Origin of the sequence: Humidesulfovibrio mexicanus, from assembly GCF_900188225.1 — a bacterium.
In the GTDB taxonomy this organism is placed as follows: Bacteria; Desulfobacterota; Desulfovibrionia; order Desulfovibrionales; family Desulfovibrionaceae; genus Humidesulfovibrio; species Humidesulfovibrio mexicanus.
Genome location: NZ_FZOC01000002.1, coordinates 500,596 through 515,473 on the forward strand (window position 1 = coordinate 500,596; position 14,878 = coordinate 515,473).

Below are 14,878 nucleotides of genomic sequence, written 5' to 3' on the forward strand. Positions count from 1 at the left end.
TGCGGGAGTCGTGTTCACGTGCGCCTCTTGCGGGCATGTCCAGCCGCTCCCAGCGAGGTTTGGCGGCCGCAAGGCCCGCTGTCCCAAGTGCAAAACGCCCGGCGTTGTCGGCGCTTTGCCTGTTGCCGAGCCTGGCGTCGATGATGTGAAGCTCGACGATCTGGTCGCCGAGGAGTCGATCGCAGAGCCCGCTCCTGCTCTGGCAGAACCTGTGGCCATTGAGTCCGAACCGTCCGCCAGCATGGCCGATGTTTCGGATGCCAGGCGCATGTTTTTGAGGAATCCTGGTGTGAATCTGCTGGCTGGCGTCGTCGGCGGGGGGCATCTGCTGCTCTCCTGCCTCGCGTTGGCGATGCTCACGCTGTCTCCTGGGCCGGGCGGGCTTTTCGTCGGTCATGCCCTTGCGTTGACCCTTGCCCCGGCCGTGTTCGGCTCCTTGCTTCTTGCCCTGCGCGGACGCTTTCCCGTGGCTCTCGCCGGGCCGGATCCCTCTGCCACGCTGTGCGTCTTTCTCCTTTTGGCCGCCGTGTCGTCCGATCTTTCGGGCCGGGTTCCCCCCGCAGTTTTGGCCGCCACATGTTTTGCCGCCCTGCCTGCCGCCGCATTTGTTTCCGGTGCGCTGGGGGGGCTGCTTTCGCGTCTGCGGTTCGCTGACCGTGTGCGATTTTTGCCCGGAGAGGTGCTGGGCGGTATGATCGCAGGGTTCGGTCTGCTGCTGGTCAAGGCCTGGGTTCCGGTCCTGGCCGCAACCGACCCCGCGTTGGCAGCGTTGCACGCCTTGCCGCTGGACGAATTCCTTCCGGGGCTGGGGCGCACCGTTTCCGCCTGGGGGCCGACAGTGGGGTTCGGACTGGCGCTTTTCGCCATCAGGCTCGCCACTCGGAGCCTCTTGTGGCCGCTCCTGCTCGCCGTATTTGCCTTAGGGCTCTGGAACCTGCTGGCCCTGCATTCCGGCTTGGTCCCGGACTGGACCGCGCCAGCAGCGGCCCTGGCGGCCTCCCAGAGGTCCCTGCCCGCCATGCTCGACCTTGATTCCGCCTTAAGGCTTTTGGAACCCGGCTTGTTCCAGTCCGTGGACTGGACTGCGCTGGTTTCTCGGACGGATTATTTCGCAGCCGTGGCTGCCGTCGTCATCCTTCCGTCCCTTGTCCGCACGCCCATCCTGGAATCCGTTTCGGCCTGCGACGCGCAGCCTGATGCGCAGATGCGCACCCTTGGCGCGGCGACCATACTGTCTGGGGCGACCGGCGGCTTGCCTTGCTCCCTGTCCCTTTCCGGCAGCCTGAGCCTGCGTTTGCTGGGCGCCAACGGACCGCTTGCGGGGCTGGCGGCGGCGCTGACCTGTTTTGCGGCCTGGATGTATGGCGGGCCGCTGCTGCGCCATGTCCCGCTGTTCATTCCGTTGGGTGCGCTGCTGGCCACGGCGCTGGCCATGCCGGTCTCCTGGCTGTTGGGCGATGCCCGCAACCCGCTTTCACGCAAGGAGGATCTTCGCGCAGCCTGGGCGTCCTGCTTGTTGGTGGCCCTGTTCGGCCCCGTGCTTGGGGTGTTCGTCACCTTGGGCCTTGGCGCAATGCTGAGCCTGTCCCGCGCTGTCTCCGGCGGAGGCGTGCGCTTGGCCCAGTCGGGAGATGTGTTCCACAGCAATGTGGACCGTTCGCCGATGGAAAAGCGCGTGCTGCGCGAGCAGGGCGGACGCATTCTCGTGCTGCGACTGCACGGGTACCTGTTCCTTGGGACGCTCTACGGCGTGCTGCGCATGGTGCAGAACAGCTTGCGGACACAGCCGCTGCGCTTCGTGCTCCTTGATTTCGGCGCGGTGACCGGTCTGGGGTCCTCGGCCGCCATCGGTTTTCGAAGGCTGGAATCCTTGGCCGCGGCGCAGGGGATGCACATCTACTTCACCAGCGTGCCCTTGGAATTGGAGCAGCACCTGGAAGGACTTGGGTACCACATGGACGACCAGGCTGGCGTGTGCCGGGTGGCGCTCAACCTGGATTACGCCATGGAGTTTTGTGAGGATGCGCTGCTTTCCGAGGCCGGGCTTTTGGAGCGGCATACGGAGAGCCTGGAAGGGCTGCTCCTGGCCGGGTTTCCAGAGCCGGACCTGGTGCCGCTGTTGCTCAAGTGCCTGGAACGGGTGGAGGCTCCACGAAATGCCGTGATGATTCGCCAGGGCGATGCTTCGGACTGCATGTACTTCCTGGAGTCAGGAAGGGTGCGCGTCGAGCTCGCCTTGCCGGGCGGTCGGCTTCTGCGCCTGAAGAAGATGGGGCCGGGCACCGTGTTCGGGGAGATGGGACTGTATACCAACGCCCCCCGTTCGGCCTCGGTCATCGCTTCCGAACCCTGCGTGGCGTTCAGGCTTTCCGCGGAGCGTTTCGCCTTGGTCCAGCGCAAGGTGCCGCAGCTTGCCGCTGCGGTGAACCGCTTCGTGGTGGGACTGCTGGCGGAGCGGGTGGCCGAGGAGAACGCCAAGAACCGCGCTGCCCAGCTTTAGCGGCGCGGCGGAGCCTGTTTGTCCTCGCCCCAGGCCGAAAGGTCCAGGTGTTCGCGCTTGCGGTAGGCCGTTCCCTGGAAGGTGGCGATGGTCTCGCCCTCGCCGTTTTTCACTTCCACTACATATGTCGCCAGCGGTCCGGCCACGGCGGTCTCCCGCGCCTGCGCGACGAGCGTTGCTCCCAGTGGGGCGGATTTGGTGTAGGCGATCGAGGTGTTGACGCCGAGCGCCAAGGTTCCGTGGGAATTCGCGGCAGCCCCGAAGGCCAGATCGGCGAGGGTGAAGATGGCCCCGCCCTGGGCCACGTCGGCCCCGTTCAAGTGCAGTTCCTCGACGGTCATGGCGGTTTCCGCCCAGCCCAGGCCGATGGCCGTCACCCGGACGCCCAGGCAGGCGCAGAGCCTGTCGCGGCTGTTGAAGAAGCGCTTGAGGCGGGCGAAACGATCGGCGCGTTCGGCATCGGTGATGTTCGGGGCGGTCATGCGTCCTCCGTGTTCACAACTATCGCTTGAGATTGAAGAAATGTCTTGCATTCTCGCCGGTGGCGCGCCAGATGTCCGCAACGCTTACGCCCTTCAGTCCGGCGATGCAGGCCGCGGTGAAGCCGACCAGCGCCGGATGGTTGCGTTTGCCGCGCCACGGCTCTGCAGCAAGGTACGGGCAGTCGGTTTCTATGAGCAGGCGCTCCAGGGGAATGGCGGCCACCGCTTCGCGCAGGGCGTCGTTGCGGGCGTAGCTTACCGGCCCGGGGACGCTGAGATGCCAACCCCGCTTGAGCAACCGCTCGGCCTGGGCGGCGTCGCCGCCGAAGCAGTGCCACAGGAGCGGACGTCCAGAGCATCCCGCCTCATCCAGAATGCGCAGGCTGTCCTCGAAGGCGTCTTGGCTGTCGGCCTTGTCGCGGCAGTGGATGACGGGCGGCAGGCCGAGGTCCAGCGCGAGGTCCAGTTGTGCGCGGAAGGCGTGTTGCTGCATCTCGCGCGGGTGGTTGTCCCAGTAGTAGTCCAGGCCGATCTCGCCCACGGCCTTCAGGCGCGGGTCCGTGGCGAAGGCGTTGCGCATGGCCGCAAGGGCCGCCGGGGTGCAGGTGTCGGCGTTTCCGGGGTGGATGCCCAGGATGAAGAACACCTCGGGCCGGGCCTCGAAGAGCAGGCGGTTGCGCAAGTATGCGTCTGGGCCGAGGAATACGTTGCCTATGCAGGCAACGCCGCAGGCCCGCGCGCGGTCCAGGATTTCGTCGCGGTCGGCGTCGAATTCGGGCAGGTCCAGATGCGCGTGGGAGTCCGCGCCGACCAGCGGCAAGGCCAGGGTTTCCGGCTCTTGCCGGGGATGCTTGTGTTTTTTTGACATGTCGGGGCTGTCTCAGGCCGTTTCGAGCCGGGTCCAGAGCTCCAGCACGTTCTGGCGCTGGGACTCAAGGGAATAGGCGGTTGCGGTGGCGTGGCAATTGGCCAGGGTTGCGCTCAGGTGTTCGGCATCTGCCGTGGTGGCGGAAAGGAACCATCGCGCCGCGTGCGCAAGGTGCAGGGCCGCGCCAAGGATGTCGGCGTCGGCGCTCCACAACCCGTTGCCGCTCCAGGGAACGTGACGAAGCGGCCACCAGGGGGCGAAGGGCGCGGGATCGTTGTGCGGGGGCAGGGCCTGGCGCATGTAGTCGGCCCCGCCAAAGCCCATGTACCCCACCGGCAGGCAGCCGCAGGCCATGGCTTCAAGCGGCGGCAGGGGGCAGCCCTCGGGAAAACCCGTGGCCAGGAATATGTGCGCGGACCCTAGTGTCTGGGCCACGCCGGTGGCCGGAAGCCCCGCGATCTCGATCCATTGGCAGCGTGCGGCGAGGGCTTCGTCCAGACTGTGGAAGGTCTCCTGGATCTGCCTTCCAAGGGCCTTGTTTTTGCGAGGCATCCAGGCGATGCGCACGCCGTCGGTCGGCTCGGGCTTGGCCGCAGGCGCGCGGAAGAGCGAGAGGTCGATGCCGGGCCGCAGCACCGGGGCGTCCCGTCCCGTTGTGGCGGCCACGAATTGCGCCACCGGGTCGGACACGGCCAGAAATTCCGCGGGCAGTTTGCGCCAGGTCACGCCCTCGGGCAGGGCGGAGAGCAGATAGGCCCAGTTCTGCACATACACCAGGCAGCGCGCCCCGGAGCTGAGGCCCGGCGCCAGCGCGTTGACCCAGCCTTCGGGCACGATCCAGAGGTCGTTGCTGGTCAGATCCAGCGACTCCCAGGGAACCACTGGCGCGTCCACCCAGGCCTCCGAGGGAGCCCAGCCCGGACCCTGGTCGGGCAGTTCGCGCGGGACAAGAAAGGCCTCGCGCCCTGCGGCGGCGAGGAAGGCGGCCATGCGCCGGATGACAGTGACGCCCCCTGCGGCTTGGCGCACTGGCGGAAGGAAGAAGTAGCTCCGCATGGGCACTGGCAAAGCACAATCGCCGGGCTTTGGCAAGCCGGGATCAGCCCGCCTGGGCGGCCAGTTCCGCCAGGGCCAGGGGGACGTATTCGGCCAGGGCCTCTTGCCAGGGCCGTGGGGAATAGCCCGCCAGCCGGACCGTATCCGAAAGGTCCAGCACGGAGCAGGGAGGGCGCTTGGCCTTGGTGGGGTAGCCGCTGGTGGGGATGGGCTTCACCACGCAGGGCCGTTCGGCAAGCGTCACGGCGGCGGAGGCCAGTTCGTGCCAACTGGCCCGGCCGGAGTTCGCCGCGTGCAGCACGCCCGCCGCCCCGGCCCGCACCAGCGCCACGCTGAGGGCGGCAAGGTCCGGGGTGTAGCTGGGCGAACCGAACTGGTCGTCCACCACGGATAACTCCCCACGCTGCGAGCCAAGCTCCAGCATCCGCTTGACGAAGTTGTTTTTTCCAGGCCCGAAGAGCCATGCCGTGCGCAGGATGAGCAGTCCTGCAATGTCCAGGGCGAGGAGGGCCTCTTCCCCGGCCAGCTTGGACGCTCCGTAAACCGAAAGCGGATTCGTGGCGTCGTTGGGCAGGTAGGGCGCGCCCTTTGCCCCGTCAAAAACGAAATCCGTGGAGAAGTGCAGCAGCCGGTGGCCGCGTTCCTCGGCCAGGACGCCAAGCAGGGCCGGGAAGGCTGCGTTCAGTCTGTACGCCTCTTCAGCCTGGTCCTCGGCCTGGTCCACTTGCGTGTAGGCCACGGCGTTCACCAGGCAGAGGCCGGAGCCGTCGTCGTCTTCCTGGCCGTCCTCGACGGTGTCGTAACGGTCCAGGAATTCGTCCAGGGCGTCGGCGTCGAAGTAGTCGACATCGCTGGCGGCCACGGGGATGGTCTCCACGCCAGCCGCCGTGAGGGCTGCGACCAGCGCACGTCCCAACAGGCCGTTTTTGCCGCCGAAGACAATGGCGATGCGCGGCAGGCTCATGTGCGCTCCTTGTACCAGCGGTCCATGAACGTGAGGTAGGCCCCGCTCTGCACTTCGTCCAGCCACACGGAGTTGGCCTGATACCAGGCGATGGTGCGCTCCATGCCCTGGGCGAAGCTGACCGAGGGGGCGAAGCCGAGTTCCTTGGCCGCAAGGTCGAAGTTCATGGCGTAGCGCTTGTCGTGTCCGGGCCTGTCCGCCACGAAGCGGATGAGGTTCTCGTCCTGCCCGGTGAGCCGCAAGATGGTGCGCACGACATCGATGTTCTTCATCTCAGATGCGCCGCCGAAGTTGTACACAGCCCCCGCGCGGCCCTTCAAAAGTGCAAGCTCAACGCCCCGGCAGTGGTCATCCACAAAGATCCAGTCGCGCACGTTCTGGCCGTCGCCGTACACGGGCAGGGACTCACCCTTGGTCGCCTTGGCGTACATGAGGGGGATGAGCTTTTCCGGAAACTGGAACGGCCCGTAGTTGTTGGAGCAGCGGGTGACCACAATGTCCTGTCCATAGGTCTCGTGGCAGGCGCGGGCGAGCAGGTCCGCCCCGGCCTTGGAGGCCGAATAGGGACTGTTGGGCGCAAGGGGGGTCGATTCGTGGAACTGGCCCGTGGGGCCGAGGCTGCCGTACACCTCGTCGGTGGACACATGCACTACGCGGCCGACCTTGGCGCGTCGGGCGCAGTCCAGGATGTTCTGCGCACCCAGCACGTTCGTCACCACAAAGGGGGACGGGTCGTCGATGGAGCGGTCCACGTGGCTTTCGGCCGCGAAGTTCACCACCGCATTGATCTTGTGGTCGTTCAGGATCGCGGTGACACACTTTCGGTCGCAGATGTCGCCGTGGGCGAAGACGTAGCGGTCGCCCGCCTCGTTCTCCAGGGCGCGCAGGCTGCCGGGGTTGCCCGCGTAGGTCAGCTTGTCCAGGTTCACCAGCAGCCAGTCCGGGTGGCGCTGGCGCATGGCATAGAGGAAATTGGCTCCGATGAATCCGCAGCCGCCGGTGACGAGCAGGCGCATGGTGGCTCCTTGGTGCGATTGGCGTTCGAGGCAGTAGTACCCGCTGACCGTCATGGGCGCAAGGGCGGCCGGCGGCTCCGGTTCAAGCCATGGGGGCAAGGCCGCCGGTCTGTCGCAAGGCCTCGTAGAGCAGAATTCCGGCGGCGGTGGAAAGGTTCAGGCTCCGCACGGTGTCGAAGGTGGGGATGCGCACGCGCAAGGGGCAGAGGTCGAAAACGTTTTCCGGCAGGCCGCGCGTCTCCGGGCCAAGCACTATTGCATCGCCTGGCTCGAAGTGGAATTGGTGGTGCGCAACGCCGCCGCGTGCGCTGGTGAGCACGATGCGTGAGCACTCGCCCGAGCAGGCCAGGGCGGCCTCGAAGGCGGCCCAGTGCGGATGGACCGAGAGGGTGACGTTCTTCCAGTAGTCCAGTCCCGCGCGCTTGAGGTGCTTGTCGTCGATTGTGAAGCCAAGGGGTTCGATGAGGTGCAGCGGGGTTCGGGTGGCCGCGCACAGCCGGGCGATGTTGCCGGTGTTGGGCGGAATCTCCGGCTGGAAGAGCACGATGCGCATGGGGAGGTCCTGTGGTTGTTGCGGAAACGAAAAAGGCCCCGACGTGGCGGGGCCGATTTCTCGATGGTGGGCGATCCGGGATTTGAACTCGGGACTTCCACCGTGTGAAGGTGGCACTCTAACCGCTGAGTTAATCGCCCGTTGGGAAGGACTCTTTACGGCAAGCCCCAGTCGCTTGGCAAGCATTTTTTTGTGGGGCCTTGAAAAAAAATGAGCGGATGGCGGAAGCGTATAGGAGTCGAACCTACCTGACGCCTCTCGACGTCACACCAGATTTGAAGTCTGGGCGCCACACCGGTGACGATACGCTTCCGCGTCTCCCACAGCCGGGATGGCATCCATACCCGCTTTGCCAGTGCCGCGCAAGGGCGGGGTGGGCCTTTTTCCAGATGAACCGGCGGGGAGGGGCGGTTGTTGGCCCCTTGCATTTTCGCACGTATGGCTTATCTTGCAGTCCATTGGCAGGCCCATGGACCGGTGGCGGACAGACCGCAACGGTTTCCGGGCCGACACCGACCCACATGCGCGAGTCCGCCACCGGAGGTCCACCTCTTGAATAGCTTCACCAAGAACCTGCTCATATGGGCGACCATTTCCCTGGTCATGGTCGTCCTGTTCAATCTTTTCAGCCAGCCTGCCGCGCCGCAGCAGAAGTTGTCCTACAGCGACTTTGTGACGCGCGTGAAGGATGGCGAGATCGTCTCGGTCAAGATCCAGGGCCAGAAGATCACCGGCGTCATGGCTGGGGACAAGAAATTCGTCACCTACGCCCCGGATGACCCCAACCTCGTGCCCTCGTTGGTGGCCAGCAAGATCCAGGTCGCAGCCGAGCCGCCCGAAGATTCCCCCTGGTACATGACGCTTTTGGTGTCCTGGTTCCCCATGCTGCTCTTGATCGGCGTATGGATCTTCTTCATGCGCCAGATGCAGGGCGGCGGGGCCGGAGGCAAGGGCGCCATGAGTTTCGGCCGTTCCAAGGCCCGGCTCATCAGCGAGGACACCCAGAAGGTCACCTTCCAGGATGTCGCCGGCGTGGACGAGGCCAAGGAGGAACTCTCCGAGATCGTCGATTTTCTGCGTGAACCCAAGAAGTTCACGCGGCTTGGCGGCCGCATTCCCAAGGGCGTGCTGCTTGTCGGCCCTCCGGGCACGGGCAAGACGCTTCTCGCCCGCGCCGTTGCTGGCGAGGCTGGCGTGCCCTTCTTCTCCATCTCCGGCTCGGACTTTGTGGAGATGTTCGTGGGCGTGGGCGCGGCTCGCGTGCGCGACCTTTTTGTGCAGGGCAAGAAGAACGCGCCTTGCCTCATCTTCATCGACGAGATCGACGCCGTTGGCAGGCAGCGCGGCACCGGCATGGGCGGCGGCCACGACGAGCGCGAGCAGACCCTGAACCAGCTGCTTGTGGAAATGGACGGCTTCGAGTCCAACGACGGCGTCATCCTCATCGCCGCCACCAACCGTCCGGACGTGCTGGACCCGGCGCTGCTTCGGCCCGGCCGCTTCGACCGTCAGGTCGTGGTGCCCACCCCCGATGTGCGCGGCCGCAAGCGCATTCTGGCCGTGCACACCAGGAAAAGTCCGCTGGCCGAGGAAGTGGACCTTGAGGTGCTGGCGCGCGGCACTCCGGGTTTTTCCGGCGCGGACCTGGAGAACCTCGTCAACGAGGCCGCGCTCCACGCCGCCAAGCTCGGCAAGGACCGCGTGAACATGAGCGACTTCGAGGAAGCCAAGGACAAGGTGCTCATGGGCAAGGAACGCCGCAGCATCATCCTTTCCGATGAGGAAAAGAAGACCACCGCCTACCACGAGGCCGGACACGCGCTGGTTGCCAAGCTCATCCCCGGCACCGACCCTGTGCACAAGGTGACCATCATCCCCCGCGGCATGGCCCTGGGCCTTACCCAGCAGTTGCCCGTGGACGACCGCCACAACTACTCGCGCACTTACCTTGAGAACACGCTGGCCATGTTCTTCGGCGGCCGCGTGGCTGAGGAACTGGTGTTGAACCAGCTCACCACCGGGGCCAGCAACGACATCCAGCGCGCCACCAAGATGGCCCGCAACATGGTCTGCCAGTGGGGCATGAGCGACAAGTTCGGCCCCATGAGCTACGGCGACGACGGGCAGCAGGTGTTCCTGGGCCGCGACTTCATGCAGCACAAGGACTACTCCGACGAGACGGCCCGGCTTATCGACGCCGAGATTCGCCGCTTTGTGGACGAGGGCTACCAGCGCGCCAGGAGGCTCTTAACCGAGAACATGGACGCCCTGCACAAGATCGCCGAGGCCCTGCTTGAGCGCGAGACCATCAGCGGCGACGACATCGACCTGATCATGAAGGGGGAACCGCTGCCCCCGGTCGTCGAAGAGGGGGGCGCTCGCAGCGCCGCAAGGGCGTATGAGGAAATGAGCCGCAAGTTCGGCGATACCCCGCCTCCGGGAGGCGCATCTGGCGAGCCCGCTGCCGGCACTCCCGCAGGGGGGGCGACAGCCCAGCCCGGCGCCAAGGAACCGGACGCCGAGTTCACGCTTGAGGAAGCTCCCGCAGCCCCAGTGCGCAAGCCCTACAAGCCGGAGCGGGACGAAGAGTGATCGGCGGAGCGCAATGGACCATAGCGGGGGGCAGGGTGCTTGGCCCTGCCCCCTTTCTGCTGGCGGGCATCATCAATGCCACGCCGGATTCCTTCTACGACGGCGGGCGGCATCTTGCTCCCGCCGCCGCTGTTTCGCAGGGCGTCAGGCTGGCGGGCGACGGCGCGCACATTCTGGATGTGGGCGGTGAAAGCACCCGTCCCGGCGCGGCCGAGGTTCCCCTTGAAGGGGAACTGCAACGCGTGGTCCCCGTGGTGCGCGAACTGGCCGCCATCTCTGGCCGCCAGGTGGATGGCCTTGCCGGAACGTTTCCGGTCGTCGCCGTGGACACGTACAAGGCAGGCGTGGCCGCAGCCGCTCTTGAGGCAGGGGCGCTGATCGTCAACGACGTGTCCGCCTGCCGCTTCGACCCGGCCCTGCTTGACGTTGTTGCGCAGCTGAAGCCGGGGTATGTGCTCATGCACAGCCAGGGCGAACCGCGCACCATGCAGAATGATCCTCGTTATGGCGACGTGGTGGACGACATCTGCGCGTTTTTTGATGAGCGCCTGGCTGTCCTTGTCCGGGCCGGATTGCCTGAGGACCGCATTGTGCTTGACCCCGGCATCGGGTTCGGCAAGGTGCTGGAGCATAATCTTGCGGTGCTGCAATCTATTGAACGGTTCGGGAAATTTGGCCGCCCCCTATATATGGGCTTGTCGAACAAGTCGCTCTGGGGCACACTGCTGGGCCTGGGGCCACAGGAACGGCTGCAGGCTACGGCTGTGGCCACGGCGCTTCTGGTGGCGCGCGGGGTTCTTGTGCACCGTGTGCATGAGGTGGCTCCAGCATTGCAGGCGGCCCGTGTGGCAATGGCGATGACGGCATAAGGCGAGGCGCATGGAGTATCTCATCGGGTTCAATGTGGCCTGGCGCGAGGCCTTGGACATCCTTCTGGTGACAGGCATCTACGCCTACATCATCCATTTGGTGCGCGGCACGCGCGCCGTGGCGGTGATCTACGGGCTGGTGCTGGTGCTGCTGGTCTACTGGCTCTCCAACGAACTCGGACTTTACTCCCTCAACTGGCTTTTGACCAATTTCCTCGGCTCGATCGTGCTCATCGTCATCATCCTGTTCCAAGGCGACCTGCGCCGCGCCCTGGCCCAGATGGGGGCCGGTCGGTTCTGGAAGAAGGCGCAGCTCTCCGACGCCATTGTGGACGAGCTGGCCCAGGCGGTGATGAGCTTGGCCAAGGCCAAGGTGGGCGCGCTCATCGTCATTGAGCGCTACGAGCCCCTGGGCGATGTGGCCGAACGCGGCGTGCCGCTGGATGCCATCATCACCGCATCGCTCTTGTCCACAATCTTTCAGGTGGGCACCCCCCTGCACGATGGCGCGGTGATCATCCGCAGAGGGCGCATCGCCGCCGCAGGCTGCATCCTGCCCCTGTCCTCCAAGCTCAAGGCCCAGAGCCTTTTCGGCACGCGCCACCGCGCGGCGCTGGGCATCAGCGAGGAGTCCGACTCCCTGGCCATCGTCGTTTCCGAGGAGCGCGGCACGGTGTCCGTGGCCCTGAGCGGACGGCTCACCACCTCCCTCACCGACCAGCGCCTGCGCCGGGTCATCAAGAACGCCTTGGAGCGATAGCCGTGCTGAAGAACTGGAAGGACATCGCCATCGCCCTGGCTTTAGCCATCCTCACCTGGTACCTGCTTACCGGGCGTGAAAAGGTCGAAGCCTGGGTGGACATGAGCGTGGAGATGAGCAACGCGCCCGAAGGGCTTACCATCCGCAAGGGGCTGGTGAGCAAGATCGAGGTGCGGGTGCGCGGGCCAAAAGGGCTGGTGCGCTCTCTTGATCGTCGCAAGTGGACCTATTCGCTGGATGTTTCCCGCCTCAAGGTGGGCGAGAACCTTGTGGACATCGACCGCGAACGCATTCCGCTTTCCATGGCCTACGAGGTGGTGGAGGTCAAGCCCTCGCGGCTTATTCTCACCGTGGACCGCATCGCCAAGAAGGAAGTCCCCGTCATCGCGGAATGGCGCGGAAACCTTCCGCACGACTACCGCCTTGTGGAGATAGCCGTGCAGCCGGAGACCGTTGAGGTGCGCGGGGCCGAACGACAGGTGAAGCAGATGACCCAGGTGCGCATGGCCTTGAACATGGATTTCGACGACCCGCCCTCCCAATGGTCGGAGGATGTGCCCATCAAGCTGGCCGAAGGCGTCGAGGCCAACCCCGGCCAGGTCAAGGTGACCTTGCGCTTTGGCCCGGAAGTGAAGACCGCCTGGGTGCGGGTTCCCGTGCGGCTCGAGACTTCGGGCGAGGTGAAGGCCCAAAGTGCGCAGAAACACGTCCGTGTGCAGGTGGAGGCCCCGGTGGCAATGCTGCGCGAGGCTGAAATGGGACGCGAGATAGAGGATCTTTTCGCACAGGTGGTGCTGCCGGACGGCCTCAAGCCGGGGCGGCATCCCGTGCGCTATGAGTTGAAGACCCCGGAGGGCCTGCGCGTGCTTTCCCGGCAGTCGGACACCATTGACGTGACCATCCGCAAGTAGGCGCCCAGGGCGCAAGGAGCATTTTCCCTTCATGCGAGAGAAGCTTTTCGGCACAGACGGTCTGCGCGGCCGCGTCAACCAGTATCCCATGACCCCGGAGATCGCCCTGCGCCTGGGCTTGGCCGCTGGGCAGAAGTTCAGAAACGGCAAGCGTCGCCACAAGGTCATCATCGGCAAGGACACGCGCCTGTCCGGCTACGTGTTCGAGACCGCGCTGACCAGCGGCTTTTGTGCTGTGGGCATGGACGTTTTCCTGGTGGGTCCCATGCCCACACCCGCCATCAGCTTCCTCACGCGCAACCTGCGCGCGGACCTGGGCGTGGTCATCTCCGCTTCGCACAATCCGTTCCACGACAACGGCATAAAGTTCTTCGACCACGAAGGGTTCAAGCTGCCCGACGAGGTGGAGAGCGAGATCGCCGCGCTTGTGCTGGCCGAGGATCCCGCCTGGGATTTCCCCGCGCCGGAGCGCGTTGGCCGCGCCAAGCGCATCGTGGATTCCTGGGGCCGCTACATCGTGTATTTGCAGCACACCTTCCCGCGCGAGATGACGCTTTCCGGCATGAAGATCGTGCTGGACTGCGCGCATGGCGCGGCATACGGCGGCGCGCCGCAGGTTTTCGAGGAATTGGGCGCGGAGGTCGTGACCATGGGCGTTTCGCCAAATGGCGTGAACATCAATGATGGCTGCGGCTCCCTGTACCCGGACCAGCTTGCCGCCAAGGTGCGGGAGGTAGGAGCCGACATCGGCCTGGCGCTTGATGGGGACGCCGACAGGCTCATCGTGGTGGATGAACAGGGCCGCGTGCTCGACGGCGATCAGATCATGGCCTTGTGCGCCCAGGACATGCTGGAGCAGGGCACCCTGGCCGGGGGCACGCTGGTGGCAACGGTCATGAGCAACATGGCCCTTGAAATGTTCATGCGCGAGCGGGGCGGCAGGCTTTTGCGCACCCCCGTTGGCGACCGCTACGTGGTGGAGGCCATGCGGCGCGAGGGCGCCACCCTGGGCGGAGAGCAGTCCGGCCACCTCATCTTCATGGAGTATTCCACCACCGGCGATGGCACCTTGGCCGCGCTGCAGCTGCTGCGCATCATGTGCAAGAAGAACCTGCCGCTTTCGCTTTTGGCACATTTGCTGGAGCCCTTCCCCCAGGTCATGGTCAATGTGCGGGTGCAGAAGAAGGTTCCCTTCGCCGACTTGCCAGAGGTGGGCCGGGCCATCGCCTGCGTTGAGGCCGACCTATGCGGACGGGGCAGAGTGCTTTTGCGCTATTCCGGCACGGAGCCCAAGGCCCGCGTCATGGTGGAGGGCGAGGACAAGACCCGCGTGGAGACCTACGCCAACGATATCGCCATGCTGCTTGAACGCTGCCTGCGTTCCTGAGTATCGCCGCGTGGACAGGAGGGAGCCCATGGATGTTCGAAAGGTCGTCATTCCGGTCGCTGGCTGGGGAACCCGCTCGCTTCCCGCAACCAAGAACATCCCCAAGGAGATGCTGCCCATCTTCAAGAAGCCTGTGGTGCAGTACGTGGTGGAGGAGGCGCAGGCCTCGGGCATCGATACCGTGGTGCTCATCACCAGTCAGAACAAGACCATCATCGAAGACCACTTCGACCACAACCTGACCCTTGAGAACCTGCTGGAGCGCAAGGGCAAGGCCGGGCAGTTGGCCGAGATACGCGATGTGGCCAACATGGTGGACATCATCTCCGTGCGCCAGAAGATCCAGCTGGGCCTGGGGCACGCCGTTCTCTGCGCGCGCGAGGTCTGCAAGAACGAACCTTTTGCCGTCATGGTGGGCGACGACCTCATGTTCGGCATGGTGCCCGGCATCAAGCAACTGCTTGACGTGGCCAAGAGCGAGAACATGGCCGTGGTCGGCGTCATCGAGGTGCCCGAAAGCAAGGTGGACCGCTACGGCATCATCGAAGGCGAGGAGTTTCGGCCAGGCGTGTACCGCGTGCGTAGCCTGGTGGAGAAACCCGCCGTGGGCGCGGCGCCGTCCCGCCTGGCCATCGTGGGCCGCTATGTGCTCACCCCGGACATCTTCGACTATCTGGAGAAGCTGGAGCCCGGCGTGGGGGGCGAGTTGCAGCTTACCGACGCCTTGCAGGGCCTTGCAGCAAAGAATCGACTGCTGGCGGTGAAGCTGCGCGGCCAGCGTTTCGACGCCGGGGACTGGGTGGAGTACCTTACCGCCAACATCTATTTCGCCCTGCACGATGAGGACCTGCACGACGACCTCGTGCGCCGCATCCAGGAACTTGTGCCCTGCAAGGGCAAATAAGGCCCATCGGGCCTTT

At 65.3% G+C, this 14,878-nt stretch carries 13 protein-coding genes and 2 tRNA genes; 7 read left to right on the plus strand and 8 right to left on the minus strand.

Features of this window, described 5'->3' with window-relative positions; translation table 11 throughout:
* Positions 1 to 145: 145 nt before the first annotated feature.
* A complete protein-coding gene (locus CHB73_RS06020) occupies positions 146 to 2,500 on the plus strand; it encodes a cyclic nucleotide-binding domain-containing protein (RefSeq protein ID WP_089273106.1) in 2,355 nt (784 codons plus the stop codon).
* Here the strand turns inward: CHB73_RS06020 and CHB73_RS06025 are convergent.
* The 8 genes from CHB73_RS06025 to CHB73_RS06060 form a co-directional block, all read right to left on the minus strand.
* Positions 2,497 to 2,982 (minus strand): PaaI family thioesterase, encoded by a 486-nt coding sequence (locus CHB73_RS06025; protein WP_089273108.1) that lies wholly within the window; start codon positions 2,980 to 2,982, stop codon positions 2,497 to 2,499. The two genes, CHB73_RS06020 and CHB73_RS06025, sit on opposite strands and share 4 nt — an antisense overlap.
* 19 nt (positions 2,983 to 3,001) lie before the next feature.
* On the minus strand, positions 3,002 to 3,850 hold the full coding sequence (locus CHB73_RS06030; RefSeq protein WP_089273110.1) for a TatD family hydrolase: 849 nt from the start codon (positions 3,848 to 3,850) through the stop codon (positions 3,002 to 3,004).
* 12 nt (positions 3,851 to 3,862) lie between these two features.
* The gene (locus CHB73_RS06035; RefSeq protein ID WP_089273112.1) at positions 3,863 to 4,906 is read right to left on the minus strand and encodes a glycosyltransferase family protein; all 1,044 of its coding nucleotides are present in this window, start codon (positions 4,904 to 4,906) and stop codon (positions 3,863 to 3,865) included.
* A 43-nt stretch (positions 4,907 to 4,949) separates the two neighbouring features.
* Complete coding sequence (rfbD, locus tag CHB73_RS06040) at positions 4,950 to 5,870, minus strand: dTDP-4-dehydrorhamnose reductase (RefSeq protein WP_089273114.1); 921 nt, start codon at positions 5,868 to 5,870, stop codon at positions 4,950 to 4,952.
* Positions 5,867 to 6,886, minus strand: coding sequence for a dTDP-glucose 4,6-dehydratase (rfbB, locus tag CHB73_RS06045; protein WP_089273116.1), 1,020 nt, complete (start codon positions 6,884 to 6,886; stop codon positions 5,867 to 5,869). The genes rfbD and rfbB overlap by 4 nt, the downstream gene beginning before the upstream one ends.
* A gap of 82 nt (positions 6,887 to 6,968) precedes the next feature.
* On the minus strand, positions 6,969 to 7,439 hold the full coding sequence (locus CHB73_RS06050; protein WP_089273118.1) for a tRNA (cytidine(34)-2'-O)-methyltransferase: 471 nt from the start codon (positions 7,437 to 7,439) through the stop codon (positions 6,969 to 6,971).
* 64 nt (positions 7,440 to 7,503) lie between these two features.
* Positions 7,504 to 7,579: transfer RNA gene (locus CHB73_RS06055), tRNA-Val, on the minus strand.
* Between the two features lie 79 nt (positions 7,580 to 7,658).
* Positions 7,659 to 7,752 (minus strand) — tRNA-Sec (locus CHB73_RS06060).
* A 239-nt stretch (positions 7,753 to 7,991) separates the two neighbouring features.
* On the opposite strand from CHB73_RS06060, the gene ftsH reads away from it, so the two are divergent.
* The 6 genes from ftsH to galU are packed head-to-tail and all read left to right on the plus strand — an operon-like array spanning position 7,992 to position 14,862.
* Positions 7,992 to 10,031, plus strand: a complete 2,040-nt coding sequence (ftsH, locus tag CHB73_RS06065; protein ID WP_089273120.1) for an ATP-dependent zinc metalloprotease FtsH — start codon at positions 7,992 to 7,994, stop codon at positions 10,029 to 10,031.
* Positions 10,028 to 10,900, plus strand: a complete 873-nt coding sequence (folP, locus tag CHB73_RS06070; RefSeq protein ID WP_089273122.1) for a dihydropteroate synthase — start codon at positions 10,028 to 10,030, stop codon at positions 10,898 to 10,900. Before ftsH ends, folP begins: the two co-directional genes overlap by 4 nt.
* 10 nt (positions 10,901 to 10,910) lie before the next feature.
* Positions 10,911 to 11,660: a diadenylate cyclase CdaA gene (cdaA, locus tag CHB73_RS06075; RefSeq protein WP_089273124.1), complete on the plus strand. Its 750-nt coding sequence runs from the start codon at positions 10,911 to 10,913 to the stop codon at positions 11,658 to 11,660.
* Between the two features lie 2 nt (positions 11,661 to 11,662).
* Entirely contained in the window at positions 11,663 to 12,571 is a 909-nt protein-coding gene (locus CHB73_RS06080) for a CdaR family protein (protein ID WP_089273126.1), read from the plus strand.
* Positions 12,572 to 12,602: 31 nt separating this feature from the next.
* Positions 12,603 to 13,958 (plus strand): phosphoglucosamine mutase, encoded by a 1,356-nt coding sequence (gene glmM, locus CHB73_RS06085; protein ID WP_089273128.1) that lies wholly within the window; start codon positions 12,603 to 12,605, stop codon positions 13,956 to 13,958.
* 28 nt (positions 13,959 to 13,986) lie between these two features.
* Positions 13,987 to 14,862 (plus strand): UTP--glucose-1-phosphate uridylyltransferase GalU, encoded by an 876-nt coding sequence (gene galU, locus CHB73_RS06090; protein WP_089273130.1) that lies wholly within the window; start codon positions 13,987 to 13,989, stop codon positions 14,860 to 14,862.
* Positions 14,863 to 14,878: the final 16 nt, after the last annotated feature.